This is a genomic window from Pseudoalteromonas sp. SR43-7, from assembly GCF_014163785.1.
Lineage (GTDB): Bacteria > Pseudomonadota > Gammaproteobacteria > Enterobacterales > Alteromonadaceae > Pseudoalteromonas > Pseudoalteromonas distincta.
This window is the reverse complement of the sequence record NZ_JACJDY010000001.1, coordinates 236,574-253,982: the sequence shown is the minus strand read 5'-3', so window position 1 is coordinate 253,982 and position 17,409 is coordinate 236,574. Positions and strand designations below refer to the sequence as shown.

The following is a 17,409-nucleotide window of genomic DNA, read 5'->3' as shown; positions in this document are numbered from 1 at the left end:
AATGAGCATTACATTATTTTATCAGCGCCCTATTCACAGCACTTTATACTTGCTGCTGAGCATTTTATTTACTGATAAGTTAGTCCGGTACATTTTATTTAAGTTTCATAGCTACTTTAATCAACATAAAGTAAATGTTATTGAAGCTTTTTTAATGCCTTTTATTACGCTTTTAAGCTCACTGTTTATAAATATTAAAAAGCACAAAATCAGCTTTGAATATACCCTTTATGACTACTACCCTCATTTAAGGTTGCCTTACCGAACCTACATTTACTCAAATATATTACGCTTTATTATACAAAGTGTTTTTTTAGTGTTTTTTAAAAACCAGCTTAAATCTAGTTCTGTAAAAGATGATGCTGTTAATTATTTTTATGATGGTGTTAGCTACCTTTTAAGGCAATTACGTTGGTTTGATTTAAAGCTAGGTAGATTGTTAAAGCGCTTACTATCAAAAAACAAAAAAGGCCCTAAAAAAAGTGCGTTTAAAACCATGGCGGATGCGCGTGTATGGCAAAATAAACTAGTCAAATACGTTATTATCGCGTTTATTCTATTTTTATTAGCAATATTTATTACAATTCCTTTTAGCTTGGAAGCTCAAGCCGTTTTTATAAGCTTTATTTTGCTAGTTGCGTATGCGCTTAAACGAGTAAAAGGCCAAATGGCAACCATTGTCATGATTACTCTGTCAGTAACTACGTCTTCTCGTTACTTGTGGTGGCGTTACACTGAGACTTTAAATTGGGATGATCCACTTGCACTTGCACTAGGTGGTGGCTTATTACTTGCTGAAACGTATGCCTGGCTTGTACTGATTTTAGGTTTTTTCCAAACAATTAACCCGCTTGAGCGAAAACCAGTGCCTTTACCAAAAAACACTGACTTATGGCCAACAGTAGATGTATATATTCCAACTTATAATGAGCCATTAAGCGTTGTAAGGCCCACTACTCTGGCTGCTTTAAGTATCGATTGGCCTGCAGATAAACTAAATGTTTATATATTAGATGATGGTAAGCGCCCAGAGTTTAAGGAATTTGCAGAGGAAATTGGAGTGGGCTATTTAGCTCGTTCGGATAACAATCATGCTAAAGCCGGCAATATGAATAGCGCTATGCGTTATACCGATGGCGAATATATCGCAATTTTTGATTGTGACCATGTCCCTGCTCGCTCATTTTTGCAAATGACGATGGGACAGTTTTTAAAAGATAGTAAAGTGTGTTTAGTGCAAACACCGCATCACTTTTTCTCTGCAGATCCGTTTGAGCGCAACCTTAACAACCATAGTCAAATTCCTAACGAAAACATGTTGTTTTATGGGCTTATTCAAGACGGAAACGACATGTGGGATGCGACCTTCTTTTGTGGCTCTTGCGCCGTATTAAAACGAGCTGCGCTTGATGATATTGGCGGTTTTGCATTTGAAACAGTAACGGAGGATGCTCACACGGCACTTCGTATGCAGCGCGCTGGTTATAAAACTGCTTATATAAATATTCCACAGGCAGCAGGTCTTGCAACCGATAGCCTGTCAGCGCATATAGGTCAACGCATTCGCTGGGCGCGTGGTATGGCGCAGATATTTAGACTTGATAATCCATTAATGGGTAAGGGTTTAAGCATTCCTCAACGATTATGCTACATAAACGCAATGCTGCACTTTTTATCGGGTATTCCTCGTATTGTATTTTTAACAGCCCCTTTAGCGCTAATATATTTTAATGCATACATAATTTATGCCCCATTTTTAGCTATTTTTATTTATGTAGTGCCGACATTAATTCAAATAAAAGCGACTAACTCACGTATTCAAGGTAAATACCGTTACTCCTTTTGGGGTGAAGTGTATGAGTCAGTACTTGCTTGGTACATATTAAAACCAACCACCGTTGCTTTATTTAATCCTAATAAGGGTAAGTTTAACGTAACCGAAAAAGGTGGTTTAAATGATAAAGAGCATTACGATTGGGGTATTTCTAAACCGTATTTAATTCTCTTACTTATTAATTTACTTGGTATATTAGTGGGTGTATTACGTCTATTTTTAGGTGACCCAAGCCAGATTGGCGTACTTATAATAAGTATGGGTTGGGCATTTTATAATATTATAATTTTAGGTGCTGCGGTTGCTGTTGCAGCTGAAGCTCGTCAAGTGAGGCACTCGCATCGTATAAAGGCAAACTTTCCTGCCGGCGTTCGTTTAGCAAATGGTCATACTTTGAAAGTAAAAATAACGGATTATTCAGATAACGGTGTAGGTATAGAGACTGAACACGCACATTTATGCCGCGTTAACGATAAAATTGAATTATTAATGAGTCGCGGGAACAAGCAATTTTCGTTTACAACGTATGTATGTAATACCCGTAAAAAACAAATTGGCCTTACACTTAAAGATTTATCTCTCGAAAAGCAAAGAGCTTTTATACAATGTACTTTCTCCAGAGCAGATGCTTGGCTAGATTGGCAAAATAACTTTAGACATGACCGTCCATCGTATAGCTTCAAAGAAGTACAAAAAACCAGTTTACGGGGCTTTAGTAATTTATTGTTTCATGCCCCAAGAGCGTTACAACCTATAATTAAGTTTATGACTAATACTGTCATTTACATAAATTCATTTACTCCAAAAAAACCGATAGTGCATAATAATTATGATTAAAAAGTTACTTAATACATTTCTAACATTGTTACTTATTAGTAGCGCATATCAAGTGCTCGCTATCGAGCCTATGCACGACAAAAATATGTTTGTAAATGGCTACCCTGAGAGCGCTCAGGTTTCTAGTTTACGTCTTAGCTTTGAAAAGTTAGGGTTCAACGACTATAAACTCGACGGCGTGAATAATAATTCTCGAGTCGATTTCACAAATAGAATTGATAAATTAAGCACTAATCTAAAGCTTAACTTTTCGTACACCAACTCACCTTCATTGCTGGCTAATGTATCGCATTTAAAAGTTTATTTTAACGATAACTTAGTTACTGTTTTACCTATTAATGAGCAATTAAGTATTGTAAAAAATACGGTAAGTCATAGCCTAGACCTAAATGCTAAATACATTCAAGACTACAACCAAATTCGCTTTGAACTAGTTGGCTACTACGACTTACGATGCCAAGATTACTTTAGCCGCTCAATTTGGACTGAAATAAACAAATCAAGCCACATCACGCTTGATCAAAAACAGTTAGCAATTGATAGCCGCCTTGAATATTTACCAGAACCATTTTTTGATGCTAAAGATTACAACAAATTAAACTTACCTTTTGTATTTGCAAGCACACCTAATACACAAGCAATAGAAGCTGCAGCCACTTTATCTAGTTGGTTTGGCGCACAAGCTGACTGGCGTGGCGCTAACTTTCCCGTAGTTTTAAATAAAGCACCAGAGCAGCATAGTGTGGTGTTTATTACTAATGACTCAAAACCTGATTTTTTAAAAGATTATCCAGATGTTGAAAAGCCAACCGTCGAGCTAATTTCTAGCCCTATTCACAGATACAATAAAATGCTGTTAATTTTGGGGCGTGACGAAAAAGACTTAAAAACAGCGGTCACTGGTCTTGTATTTGGTCATAAAATTATGACTGGCCGAAGTGCAAGCATCGAAGCAATTAACAAACTCCCACTGCGTAAAGCTTATGATGCGCCGAGATGGCTCAGAAACGATCGTCCCGTGCACTTTGACGAGCTTATTGACTACCCGACTCAGTTACAAGCTGAGGGTCTTAACAACGGCCCTATAAAATTAAATGTTCGTTTTGCACCGGATTTATTTACTTGGCGTGAAAAAGGGATTCCTATTACTTTGCAATACCGTAATACCCCAGAGAGCGAAACATTAAATTCACGTTTGAACATGCTAATAAACCAAGAATTTATAAGTGGTTTTTTACTTGATAAAAAAGACACATCGTTAACTACCGCAAAAACGTTGCTGCCTTTAATTGCTAATACAGACACAACGCAAAGCGCTGAAGACTTTTCATTAGACGGTATTAATCTTGCCAGCCGAAATGAGTTAAATTTTGACTTTAGATTTGCAGTACTTAAAAAAGGCGAATGTGCCGTTGCTCCACCTGGTGGCGAGTACGGGGTAATTGATGGAAACTCTAACATTGATGTAAGTGGGTTTGATCATTACATGGCTTTACCTGATTTAAATGTATTTGCAAACAGCGGATTCCCATTTACAAAATACGCAGACTTACAACAAACTTTAGTATTGATAGATGAAGTTCCATCACCTAAAGCACTATCTGTATTGTTTAATTTAACAGGCCACTTTGGTGCTATTACAGGCTACCCCGCTCATAGAATAAGTGTTGCTCATTTAAACGAAGATGCCAACTTAGATGATAAAGACATCTTAGTAATCGCAAAACCTAATAGCATTGCTAATAACTTAGATGAAGATGCGCAAACCAATATCCTGCTTGATAATAATCAGCGCGCTATAAAACAAGCCATATACAATGGTGCTTACGATGAGCAGACAACAGATAAAGTCCAAGTAAGTATAAAAAGTAGTGGTGATATGGCCGTTATTACTGGCTTTCAATCACCGTTTGATTCAGAGCGTTCAATTGTATCGCTTAGTGCAACATCACAAAAAGCCTTTACTCTACTTGATGATGCGTTAATGAGTTCAGAAGCTCTTGCGCAAATTAAAGGCAGTGCTGCGGTCATAAATTCTCAAGGCATTAAAACAATTAAAACTGATGAGCAATATTTTGTTGGTCACATTCCTGTGCATACCCTAATTTGGTTCCATTTATCGGATCACCCATTTGTACTGGCACTATTGTCTATTTTAACACTACTGTTGATCTCATTTATAATATGGCGATTACTGCAAGCATTAACATACAAGCGATTAGCTGAAGGAGATAAGTAATGAAGTCACTCATTAATGTATTTTTTACCGTGATTGCATTATTTACCTTTAATGCCAATGCACAAATAGAGCAATGCCAACCATGGGATGCATGGCAAACGTTTAAAAGTAACTTTATAAGCCAAGATGGTCGCGTTATTGATTTGGGGAGTGAGCAAAAAGTCACAACCTCTGAAGGCCAATCTTATGCCTTATTTTTTGCTGTTGTAGCAAATGACAAAGCAATGTTTGACTTAGTGCTTGATTGGACGCAAGAACATTTATCAGAAGGTGATTTAAGCACTCGTTTACCGGCATGGCAATGGGGTGTTAATAATCAAAATGTTGGCGGAATTTTAGATTCAAACCCTGCGTCTGATTCAGACTTATGGATAGCATACAGCTTATCGCAAGCTGCTATTCTTTGGGATGAGCGCCGCTACAGCATATTAGCAGCTGTACTTGCACAGCGAATAATGCGTGAAGAAACCGCTTATATCTCGGGCCTAGGTTTATCATTACTACCCGCTCCTACAGGTTTTGAATTTGATAATAAACGTTTTAAGTTAAACCCGAGCTACTCACCATTATTTATTTACCAGCAGTTTAAAAAGCTCTACCCACACTCGCCTTGGCATCAATTACACGAAGGCTCAGCAAAGCTAATTTTAGATACAGCAAAGCAAGGTGTTAGCCCTGACTGGGTAATGTTTGATGCGAATAATGGCTTTTACTACGATAAAAAAACGAGCGACTTGGGCAGTTATAACGCTATTAGAGTGTATTTATGGGCAAGTATGATGGCAGACAACGCACCTTATAAAAAAGAGCTATTAGCGCAATTCAACCCTTTTATAGAAACAATTAATAAACGTGGTTACGTGCCTTTAAATACCTTTGCTAAATCTGGAAAATCTGAAAAAAGAGGCCCTTTAGGCTTTAATTCAGCTTTGTTACCTTTACTGGCGACTAATAACGATAACTCTACGGTAATGGCGATTCAGCAAAAACTAATGATTGATAAATCATTTACCCAGACTCGTTATTACGACAGCGTGCTTAACTTGTTTGGTACAAGTGCTTTAAATAAGCGTTTTTCAATTACTGCAGATGGGACGCTACAACCGGTATGGAGCACTGAATGCCGTTAAGGTTTGCCCTCGCTTGCACATTAGCGCTTAGCTCTGGATTGAGCGCTAACACAGCCAACGATATTGATACGCAATCTGTTGATTGGTTATTAAGCCAAATAAGTATTGGTGAAGCACAGCAAAATAAAAAACTAGTTGAAGATAGCTTACGAAAGCTAGTCGCCATTGCCCCTGCCCGGATAGAAACACAGTGCGCAGTAGCGCGTTATGATTTTGCCAATGGCGAATCTGCGAAAGCCAACCAGTTATTAAATAAAATAGATAATGGGCTTACCAAACAAACCCCGTGCGTTGAAAAACTAAAAGTACTTTCTCGTACTGAAGGTAAAGATAAATCTTCAATTCAAGAAGCTAAATTACTGGCTCGTGCGGGTCGTTATAAACAAGCTCGCGAAATCTATAATAATATTTTTAAAAACGTTTACCCTACATTAGATTACGAGCTTGAGCATTTAAGTTGGTATGGGCAAGACAGCGGCCAATGGGAAAGCGTTAAAAAAGGCTATGAAAAATTAGCTCAATACTACCCAAGTATCGCGCAAATAGAAGTCGCTTATGCACGCCACTTACTTAGGCGTAATCTGACAGATAAAAAAGCGATTGATATTTTAAGTAAATATGGCGCAGGCCCTACTTTTATTAATGAAGTAGAATATATTTGGCTTAGTGCTTTGCTAGAAATGCCCTTAACAGATGATACAGTTAAGCAGTATCAACGCTATTTCACGCTTTACCCTTTTAGTAGTAAGGGCGAATTACAATATCAAGATTTTCTAAAAGATTATAAAAAACGCCAAACACTGCTTGCCGATCCTGCCTATCAGCTTTGGGTTAGGGGCGATAGATTACTTGAGAAAAATAAACTTGCCGCCGCAGAGCCTCTGCTTTTAAAAGCCTTAAGAGGTCGTCCGCAAGACGGCGCTATAATGCGAAGCCTTGGCACACTCTATTTACGTCTTGGTGAAAACCAAAAGTCGTATCAATATTTTACTCGTGCGCAAAAATTTACAGCTGAGTTCGCCGAGCGTGAAACACTGCAAGAATTGGCAAAAACAGCTAAGCTTTGGCTTTATATTCGCGAAGCTAAAAATGCTATTAATAATAAAGAGTTTAAAACTGCTAAACTTAAGCTAGATTTAGCCGCTACCTTAGGGCAAGAAACTAATACAGTAATATATAACAAAGGTTTATTACAATTTGCTCAAGGGCAATATTCACAAGCTGCTCTTACATATCAAATTGTTTTAAAAAGTGATCCACTTAATAGGAGCGCTTTAATTGGTCTGCTTGAAATAGCTGAATTAGAACAAAATGAACAAGCCTTAACTTCTTTTTATAACAGCTTATCGTTTAATCAAAAAAAATTAGTTAAAGATTCATATTCTGTCTCTTTAAGCAGTCAGTACCGCGCAAAAGCTGATGCATTAACGCAGTCAGGCGACTTAGAGCTAGCCGAAAAAGTATTAAAAGATGCAATTGAAATAGCGCCTGAGCAGCCTTGGTTATATTACGATTTAGCCTTTATATATCAACAAAAAGGACTCACAGAAGAGGCCCGTACTTTATTTAATAATGTGCTGTGGCAGTTTCCGCTAAATCCTCAAATTCGTTATAGCCACGCGCTTTTTTTACGATCCCTTGATGATTATCAAGGTGCTATTAAAACATTGCAGTACATTCCATTTAAATCCAGAGATAAAGATATTATTGCGCTTGAACAACAGCTGCAACTTAATGAGTCTTTAACACAAAGTGAGCGCCACCTTGACGCTAAAGATAAAGCCACTGCAATCTATCATTTAAGTAACTTAGAAGCACAAAGCTTAACACCTGCCATGCAGGCTGAGTTATCGCGAAGCTGGTATCGAATCGACGAAAAAAAACACGCTATAAGACTTATAAACAAAGCACTGAAAGCTGAGCCTTCGCTTTCTCCTTATTGGCATACACTTTATGGTGAATGGCTTTTAGATCAAGGAGATGAAAATAAAACGAAGCAATGGTTTGAAAATTACACGTTACCAGAGAGCGCTACTGAAAACGAAAAAACTCAATATGTACAGCTACAAAATAGCTATATTACCGAGTATTATAATGGCAGTGATTTAATCGCTAAGCTTAACCAGCTGGATCAAAAATATAAAAATACTCCAGCAACAACAACTGCCCTTATTAATGCAAACTTAGCACTTGAACAGCGCGAAGCAGCGGTTATTTTGTATCAACAAAAAGTTCAAAACAAACAAACCATAGAGCCTCAAGCGCTTCTCGCTATTGCTAATGCATACATAGAACTTGGAGACGACTTTCAAGCAAAAGAAGTTACGCAAAAAGCGATTACGCAAACCACGCCGCAAGATGGTTACTTACAACGCCAAATCATGTCATCTCTTAATGAGTTTAATTACTCAGGGGATGCACTTTATTTAGCTAAACAACTTATTGAAAAGTCACCAAACGATCAAGAGTTACGTTATTTAGGCGCTCAAGTAGCCAGTAAGTTTAATGAAACCGAACAAGCACAATTTTGGTATGCACAAACCCTGTCACCTAATCGTACATTGAATGAAAAAGAGCTTTACGGAGCGCTTTTAAAAATAAATGAAAGCGATGAATGGTATGTAAACGGTGCTAAACGTGAGCTAATAAACGAGCAAAATAAAAACCAAGCCTACATTGCTATTGGTGTTAACTTTAGTGGGCAAACAAGTACCGAAAGTGAAGCAACACTTGGGGCAGGCTTAGTCCCGATTGAAGCTTACTTTCCGCTTTGGCAAGGCCAAGGGTTTATTAAAGTAGACCCGACTACTATTAGCGCACAAACAACTCGCTTTGATGAGCAGTTCGCTGGTAGTCGCTACGGACAAGGTGCTTTATGTATTTTCACTTGTTCAGTCGATGAAGTGACACCAGAGGAAAATGGTGTAGATATAGGTATTGGTTGGCAAAACGAAAACTGGCGTGTAGATGTAGGCACTACCCCACTTGGCTTTTTAATTGAAGACTTTGTGTGGGGCGTAAATTACGCAGACAGTTTTGGCGACTTTGGATATAGCCTAGAACTTGAAAAACGCCCAGTTACGAGCTCAGTACTTTCTTATGCAGGCTTAAAAGATGTAAATACAGGTGAAGTTTGGGGTGGCGTACGCTCTACAGGCCTAACTGCTAATGTATCGCATGACTTAGGTGGAAAATGGGGTTTTTGGTCAAGCGCCGACTTTACCCTTTATAAAGGCCAAAATGTAAAAGACAACCAACGCTACCGTATGATGGGCGGTACTTATTACCGTGTAATTAGCAATCAAGAGCGTGAATTTACCGTAGGCGCTAGCTTATTACATTGGGCATACAAGTATAATTTAAGTGAAGAAACATGGGGCCATGGTGGTTATTACAGTCCACAAAACTATGTAGGCTTATCTGTGCCACTCACTTATGACGCGCGTTGGGGCGATGATTTTGTCTATCGATTAAAAACAGGTATTTCTTACTCGCAAACAAAAACTCAATCTATTGATTTCTTCCCTAACGATAGCGATTTGCAAATAGCTGCATATGATAGAGAGTCAATAACAGGTGTTGATCCTGTTTTTGAAGGTGAAACAAGTTCTGGTGTTTCATATAATCTTGAAGGTAGTTTTGAGTATAGAATAACGCCGAATTGGTTTTTTGGTGGCTACTTAGCCATCGATCGTTCTGACTTTTACGAACCAAACTTTGGTCAGCTTTATATACGTTATTACTTTAATCCTGTGTACGGAACACTTGAGTTTCCAGGCACTCCTATTGTTCCTTATGCTGAGTTTTAACTTGGCATAAGGTGATACACCGCGAATACTTCCCCTAGCACTAAGGTATATGTATACTTGTGCCCAATTGTAACTAGGATAAGGGTGTGTCTCTTACCTTGTGGTGTTACTGCCATATAGCAAATCATTATCTTAGCTACAAATACTATACTGATGGTCGAGCATTTTAGTGGTTACAAATTCTAAAATAGCTAAAGCAAAAAATTATAAGGCCATCATAACAATACTTAAAGTTAGGAAGTAAATATGAGTTCAGCTCCAGATAGTGGCTGGTTTGGCCACCCTAAAGGACTTTCAACATTGTTCTTCACTGAAATGTGGGAACGAATGAGTTATTACGGTATGCGAGCTATGCTCGTATTATTCATGACAGCAAGCTTACAAGAAGAAGGCCTTGCCTTTACTGTTGCCTCAGCTGCTGCAATATATGGTTTATACACAGGTGCGGTATACTTTTTAGGTTTACCAGGTGGCTGGCTAGCAGATAGATTGTTTGGCGGTCAAAAAGCAGTGTGGTATGGCGGCATAATTATTATGATTGGCCATATTATTTTGGCTATTCCACATGATTATTCTTTTTTCATTGGCTTAATATTTGTAGCAACAGGTACTGGTTTACTAAAACCAAATATCAGCGCAATGGTTGGCCAATTATACAGTGATGCTGATGAGCGTCGTGATGGCGGTTACGCTATTTACTACATGGGTATTAACATGGGTTCTTTAATAGGTTACTACGTTTGTGGTTACTTTATGGAGAACGTAGGCTGGCACTGGGCGTTTGGTGCAGCAGCTGTAGGTATGGCCATTGGTTTAGTGCAGTACAAACTTACACTTAATAACTTACCAGAGCACGGCGCATTACCAGCTAATCCATTAGGCCCTAAAGGCACTTCTCGCGCTTGGGGTGGTATTGCTGTATTTATAATTGCAGCAGCAGCAGTTACTACGGCTGCAATGACCGGCGCAATTGTAATCAATCCAACAGTGGTTGCTGGGTACGTAGCTATTGTATTTACTATTATCTTTTTTGTTTATTTTGGTGTTATTTACTTTACAGGTAATTTAACCGATGCCGAAAAACAAAGAATGTGGGCACTATTTTTAGTCTGTATTGCATCTGCATGTTTTTGGTCTGGCTTTGAACAAGCGGGTTCATCATTAAACTTATTTGCTCGCGACTATACTGACCGTCTTATTGGCACTTTTGAAATCCCTACAACGTGGTTTCAATCATTAAACTCACTGTTTATTATTGCTTTATCGCCATTTTTTGCAGCGCTTTGGATTAACTTATCTAAAAGCTTAGTATCACCTAGCTATAGCGTTAAGTGTGCAATTGGTTTAATTATCATGGCATCAGGCTTTTTAGTTATGTTTATGGCGGCTCATTACGCAGCTGAAGGCTTAAAAGTAGCGCCTTACTGGCTTGTTACTACCTACTTTTTACATACTGTGGGTGAGCTTTGTTTAAGCCCTGTAGCATTAAGTGCGGTAAGTAAGTTATCGCCTAAACGTTATACAGGTCAAATGATGGGTGTGTTTGTATTAACATACTCAATCGGTAACATCATCGCAGGTTTACTTGCTGGTAATTTCGATCCGAATAATGTCGAAGAAATCCCTAACTTATACTTACAAATTGCATTATTTAGCATTGGTGTTGGTGTTGTTTTAGTACTAATGACCTTTAAAGCTAAAGTATGGGAAAAACAAGGGTTAGAAGAGAAAGCCTCTTAGTTGTTGTTTATTTTAAATATAACAACATAATCGATACATTCCTCCATAGCGCCTATGGGGGAATTTTTTTATTCAACTTTGCCCCACTCTCGTTAACTGATAATATGTCCTGATTGATTATTGAATAGACTCAGGGATAGCAGTATATGCATTTATTAACGTTATCACGTGCCGCTCGACTAGCATTTCTCCTCATTTTTTTATCTGCCTGTGGTGGCGGTGATGAAGTAACAGTAAATCCAAATGATCCTGTAGAGCCTGAGCCTAGTGGTTTAATTATTACCAACGCTAATGGCTTACAAACGTCATTAGATGAAGGTAACTTTACTATCAATGCCCCTGGGCAAGCCGTGACCAACGATACTGACATAACCTACGAAAAATTAGTCCTTGATGAGAGTAATCAAGCAAAAAATATCATTTCAGATATACATACGCTTACCCCAAGTACAGTTCAACTTTCTAGTCCAATGACAATCACTATAAAAATACCTGACGACTATGTATTAGGCGGCCAATTAACTCTTGCTCGTTTAAGCGGAGACTCTTGGTCAAGTATTACTAATTCAACGGTATCTCAAGGCTTTGTCAGCGCACAAGTAAACCAACTAGGTAGCTATGCAATAGAAGTGCAACGTACTGTTGCATTTTCTGATATTGGCCCAACCTGTGATGCTAATGCAACAGAGCAATCTGTGCGGTTTGTTCACGTTGCCGACATGCATTCTCGCTTTGGGTATCAAGAACAATATTTTAGCCGCATTAAGGCCTATTATAAAAAAGCGCTAAGCGAATCACCGCATACATTATTCACCGATGGTGGCGATGATTACGAAAAAGGGACCGTTGCAGAGCAAATATCACAAGGCTTAGCCTCTGATGAAACCGTAAAGCTAATGGCTTTTGATTTACGTGTTTTAGGGAACCATGACTATGCGTGGGGCCCTGAAAGGCTAATTGAGTTTTCACAAGACGATAATGCCATTGTACTTGCAAGTAATACCCGCTTTGAGGGAGAGCAAAATAAAAGCTTTGGCGGTGTCGACTTTGCTAAAGTACAGGTTGGCTGCATAACATTGGGTGTGTTTGGGATGACGTCAGTACCATGGAATGAACTTGACGAGCCGATTGAAAATGACCCTATTCCTGACTTTATAAAACAATTTAAAATGAGTTGGCAATGGCAACAAATCGCACAAAGTATTGTAAGCCAATACCGCGAGGATGTTGATTACATGGTTATGTTAAGCCATTTAGGCAAAGGAACTGATGTTGAGATAGCAACCAATGTACCCGGCATAGACTTAGTACTTGGCGGGCATACTCATGGTGGTGAGGATTTTATAGAGCTTGAGAATAATGCTTTAGTTATTCAGCCCGACTTTTATGCACGCGGAGTCACCGACTTAAATTTAGTATTTGATACAGCCGATAAAACACTAAGTCGTTACGATTATCAACATGTGGATACGCGAACATCTATAGAACCTGACGAAGAAACCAAGCTCGCTATCGATGAAATAATGGGCAGATATGCACCCGATGCTGATACAGAAATTGCCATTTCAGAAAACTACCCAAGTAGCTTTGAAGTTGCAGAAATAACAGCACTTGCAACTAAACATTCAAGCTCAATTAACGCAGCGCTGCTTAACCCTGAACTTGTACAAAAAAGATGGACGCCAGGAACTGTTACACAAGAAGATTTTCACAAAGCATTTTATGTTGAAAGACAGCCTTCAAACACACCAGGCTTTAATTCACTGTATCAAGTAACCGTTACAGGCAATGATTTAAACACGATGATTGCCAGCCAACCCGATTGGTTTGTGTTAAAGCCAGAAGATATTCAAGTAACGACAAATTATAATGTCGCTTTATTTAAAGGTGCGGCACTTAATCCAGATTTATTTTTTAGCAGTGTTACTTTTAATGATGTAAAGCCAATTGCCGAAGCATGGTGGCTACTTGATCAGTACGCACGCTTTAGAACAACTCAATGTCTTCACCTTGATACAGACACACAGCTTAATGCTTGCCAAAATGTTGCAAATATAACAACTTGGAACTTTGACGATCCAACAAACCCACTAATTCCAGACTCAGGTCCATCGGTTTTAAGCTACTTTGACCCAGAAAATGACGGTTGGGGCCCAGAAGATACACGCTATGAGACAACCACTGATCTTAATATTGCCGATTTAACTGATGGCCCTTCTGGTGTAATGGCTTTTACTCGTCACTCTCCAACAGAAGGCCTATTAATTACGTTAAACACAGCTGCAAATGGTGATTTTAAAGATGACGGATTAGTGTCGGACTACACAATAGTTATGGACATAAACTGGCCATTGGAAACAAACGACATTTACCGCGCAATAATCCAAGCCGATACCGAAAACTACGATACAGATGACGCAGATATATTTGCAAGCCCAGACGGTGGGTACGGTGAAGCAACCAGCAGTAGTGGATACTTTGGTGATACTCAGCCAGGTAATTGGCATCGTATTGCCTTTGTATTCTATGCCGCACCAACAAATGGCGTATTTGAAATATACGTAGATGGTGAACTCGAAGGTGTCAAAGAGGAAGGCGAGATAAACCGTCGTTGGGCACTTGATAAAACAATCCTGTTATTTACAGATAACAACTACGAAACCCGACCTGGTTACTTAAATGCATTACTCTATGCAGGACGTGCTATGACCAGAAATGAAATTAAAAGTATGGGCGGCGCACAACAAAAGTTGTCCTTTGAGCAACCGACGCGAGTGTTAAATCAAACGATTGAACGTCACTATCAAGCTGCGCCAGCGATAAAAACAAACCAATGGATTGAGCAACGTAACAAGTTCTTTGGTAGCAACTCTAAAAGTGTAAATAATTAAATACAACTAAGCTTTTACTCGTTCATTCTAAAAGGAGGTTTAGCGCAGGTCAAACCTCCTTTTTAGTATTTAAATACAATAACTTAAAAACAAATGATCCCACTTGAATTTATACCATATAACTTCATTTTACTTAACTGTATTACAAACACGTAACTTTATAATAACCGTCCTATAAAATTTACACATGCACTACATACTAAATAACGCCCCCCTCTTCCCCAAATTAAAAATCTGGTTGATTATCTACTGCAATATGACAACAACACATAATCGCAGTGCTTAATTGCGGGAGTAATAATAATGAGTGAAGTAAATAACTATTTGGGTTTAGTCGGTATTGAATTTACCGAGTACGCAACACCTGATGCTGATTATATGGATAAAGTATTTACTGATTTTGGCTTCTCTAAGCTTAAAAAATTCAAAGGTAAAGACATTGTTTATTACAACCAAAACGATATTCACTTTTTACTGAATAACGAGCGTGAAGGTTTTTCTGCAGAATTTGCTAAAAGCCATGGCCCTGCTATTTGTTCAATGGGTTGGCGTGTTGAGAATGCGCAAAAAGCATTTGAAACTGCAGTAGAACGTGGTGCAAAACCAGCGACCGACTCAACGCATAAAAATATGCCTTACCCTGCAATCTATGGTATTGGCGACAGCCTAATTTACTTTATTGAGCAATTTGGCGACAAAGGCACTATTTACGAGAGTGATTTTGAAGACTTAGAAACGCAAAATGTTGTAGAAGATAAAGGCTTTATCCGAATCGATCATTTAACCAATAACGTTTATAAAGGCACCATGGAAAAATGGGCTAACTTTTATAAAGACGTATTTGGTTTTACTGAAGTACGCTACTTTGACATTAAAGGTCAAAAAACAGCGCTTATCTCCTATGCACTAAAATCACCTTGTGGCACCTTCTCTATTCCAATAAACGAAGGTAAAGGTAACGATAACAACCAAATTGATGAATACCTTGGTGAGTATAACGGCCCAGGCGTTCAACATTTAGCATTTTTAACAGATGACTTAGTAAGCTCTCTTGATAAGCTGGATAAATCAACAATTGCCACACTCGATATAATCCCAGAGTACTACGATACTATTTTTGACCGTGTACCTTGGGTTGCTGAAGATAAAGAAAAAATTCGTCAGCATCAAATACTCGTAGATAGCCAAAGTGAAAATTGTTATTTATTACAAATTTTCTCTAAAAACTTATTTGGTCCAATCTTTATAGAAATGATCCAACGCGTTGATGATGGTGGCTTTGGTGAAGGTAACTTCCAAGCACTATTTGAATCAATCGAACGTGACCAAGAGCGTCGCGGCGTTTTATAAGATATTTGAGTAAATTAAAAGCAGCGAACTTCGCTGCTTTTTGTCGTTTTAATATTTAAAAAGTATGGCGCCAAGTACAAGTATGATTAAATAAACTATACCTGTCGCCATACAGTAAAATCCAAAGGAAATGTAATGAGCCTAATTAACGAAACCCATGATATTAATTTAACCAGCTGGGTAGAATCAGCTAATGTTGATAATTGCGACTTCCCGATTCAAAACTTACCGTTTGCAGAATTTCGTCGTAAAGGGTCTGATGAGGCCTTTCGTGGTGGTGTTGCAATTGGTGACCAAGTAATCGATTTAGCAAAACTAAGTAAATTAAACGTTTTAACAGGTGACGCTAAAACAGCCGCAGATGCAGCAAGTGAAGCAACCTTAAATACATTTATGGGTTTAGGGTTGCAGTATTGGTCAGCCCTTCGTCTAGCCCTTTCAAAAGCACTAAGAGCAGGCTCTGAGCACCAACAAGCGCTTAGCGATACATTGGTTGCACAAGCCGATATAGAGTTTTCTTTGCCTTGTCGCATCGGTGATTACACCGACTTTTACACTTCTATTTATCACGCTACAGCTGTGGGTAGTTTATTTCGCCCTGACAACCCATTATTACCTAACTATAAATGGGTACCTATTGGTTATCATGGTCGCTCTTCATCTATTGACGTATCGGGTCAAACATTTCATCGCCCTAAAGGTCAAACCAAAGCGCCAGACGCAGAAGTGCCATCATTCGGTCCTTGTAAACGCCTTGATTACGAACTAGAGCTGGGTATTTACTTAGGTAAAGGCAATGCACTGGGCGATGCAATCGCTATCGAAAATGCTGAAAACCACGTATTTGGCTTTTGTGTATTTAACGATTGGTCAGCACGTGACTTGCAAGCGTGGGAATATCAACCGCTTGGTCCATTTTTAGCTAAAAACTTTGCCTCAACGGTATCGCCTTGGATTGTAACAACCGAAGCATTAGCGCCTTATAGAACAAGCTGGACACGTGATGAAAACGATCCACAGCCTATGGACTATTTAGAATCAAAAGCGAATCGCGACCAAGGTGCTTTTGATATTCAAATGGATGTTAAAATTCAAACGCAAAAAATGCGTAGCGAAGGCCATAACCCAACGCGCGTATCAACATCTAGCTTTAAGCACTCTTACTGGACTGTGGCACAAATGGTTACTCATCACACAGTAAATGGCTGTAACTTTATGCCAGGTGACATGCTAGGTTCGGGCACTCAGTCGGGTCCAACGCATGAAGAAGCAGGTTCATTACTTGAGCTTTCTCGTGGCGGTAAAGAAAAAATCACGCTAAGTAATGGCGAACAACGTAGCTTTTTAGAAGATGGCGATAACGTTATTATGCGTGGCTGGTGTGAAAAAGAAGGCTATGCACGTATAGGTTTTGGCTCTGTAGAGAGTACTGTACTGCCGGCAAAATAATACGCATATTAAAAAATTTATTAAAAGGGCTGCTTACTAAAAGCAGCCCTTTTTTATTAATTTTTGAACAGTTACAATTTTTTTCTAGCTTTTTTAACTCAAATTGCTATCTTAATTCGGTTAATAGCCA

The 17,409-nt window shown here is 38.7% G+C and carries 8 protein-coding genes; all 8 read left to right on the top strand.

The window, feature by feature from the left end; genetic code table 11:
* The first annotated feature begins 1 nt into the window (after position 1).
* The 8 genes from bcsA (at position 2) to fahA (ending at position 17,279) form a co-directional block, all read left to right on the top strand.
* Positions 2-2,671 carry a UDP-forming cellulose synthase catalytic subunit gene (bcsA, locus tag H5087_RS01105; protein ID WP_182670880.1) on the top strand — a complete coding sequence of 890 codons (2,670 nt, stop codon included), beginning with the start codon at positions 2-4 and terminating at the stop codon, positions 2,669-2,671.
* The gene (gene bcsB, locus H5087_RS01100; RefSeq protein ID WP_182670879.1) at positions 2,664-4,910 is read left to right on the top strand and encodes a cellulose biosynthesis cyclic di-GMP-binding regulatory protein BcsB; all 2,247 of its coding nucleotides are present in this window, start codon (positions 2,664-2,666) and stop codon (positions 4,908-4,910) included. Before bcsA ends, bcsB begins: the two co-directional genes overlap by 8 nt.
* A complete protein-coding gene (bcsZ, locus tag H5087_RS01095) occupies positions 4,910-6,040 on the top strand; it encodes a cellulose synthase complex periplasmic endoglucanase BcsZ (protein WP_182670878.1) in 1,131 nt (376 codons plus the stop codon). Before bcsB ends, bcsZ begins: the two co-directional genes overlap by 1 nt.
* On the top strand, positions 6,031-9,849 hold the full coding sequence (locus H5087_RS01090) for a cellulose synthase subunit BcsC-related outer membrane protein (protein ID WP_182670877.1): 3,819 nt from the start codon (positions 6,031-6,033) through the stop codon (positions 9,847-9,849). Before bcsZ ends, H5087_RS01090 begins: the two co-directional genes overlap by 10 nt.
* A 246-nt stretch (positions 9,850-10,095) precedes the next feature.
* Positions 10,096-11,589 carry a peptide MFS transporter gene (locus H5087_RS01085; protein ID WP_149594253.1) on the top strand — a complete coding sequence of 498 codons (1,494 nt, stop codon included), beginning with the start codon at positions 10,096-10,098 and terminating at the stop codon, positions 11,587-11,589.
* A gap of 146 nt (positions 11,590-11,735) precedes the next feature.
* On the top strand, positions 11,736-14,480 hold the full coding sequence (locus H5087_RS01080; protein ID WP_182670876.1) for a metallophosphoesterase: 2,745 nt from the start codon (positions 11,736-11,738) through the stop codon (positions 14,478-14,480).
* 303 nt (positions 14,481-14,783) lie between these two features.
* The gene (hppD, locus tag H5087_RS01075; protein WP_149594251.1) at positions 14,784-15,830 is read left to right on the top strand and encodes a 4-hydroxyphenylpyruvate dioxygenase; all 1,047 of its coding nucleotides are present in this window, start codon (positions 14,784-14,786) and stop codon (positions 15,828-15,830) included.
* Positions 15,831-15,965: 135 nt separating this feature from the next.
* Positions 15,966-17,279 (top strand): fumarylacetoacetase, encoded by a 1,314-nt coding sequence (fahA, locus tag H5087_RS01070; RefSeq protein ID WP_182670875.1) that lies wholly within the window; start codon positions 15,966-15,968, stop codon positions 17,277-17,279.
* The last annotated feature ends 130 nt before the right edge of the window (positions 17,280-17,409 follow it).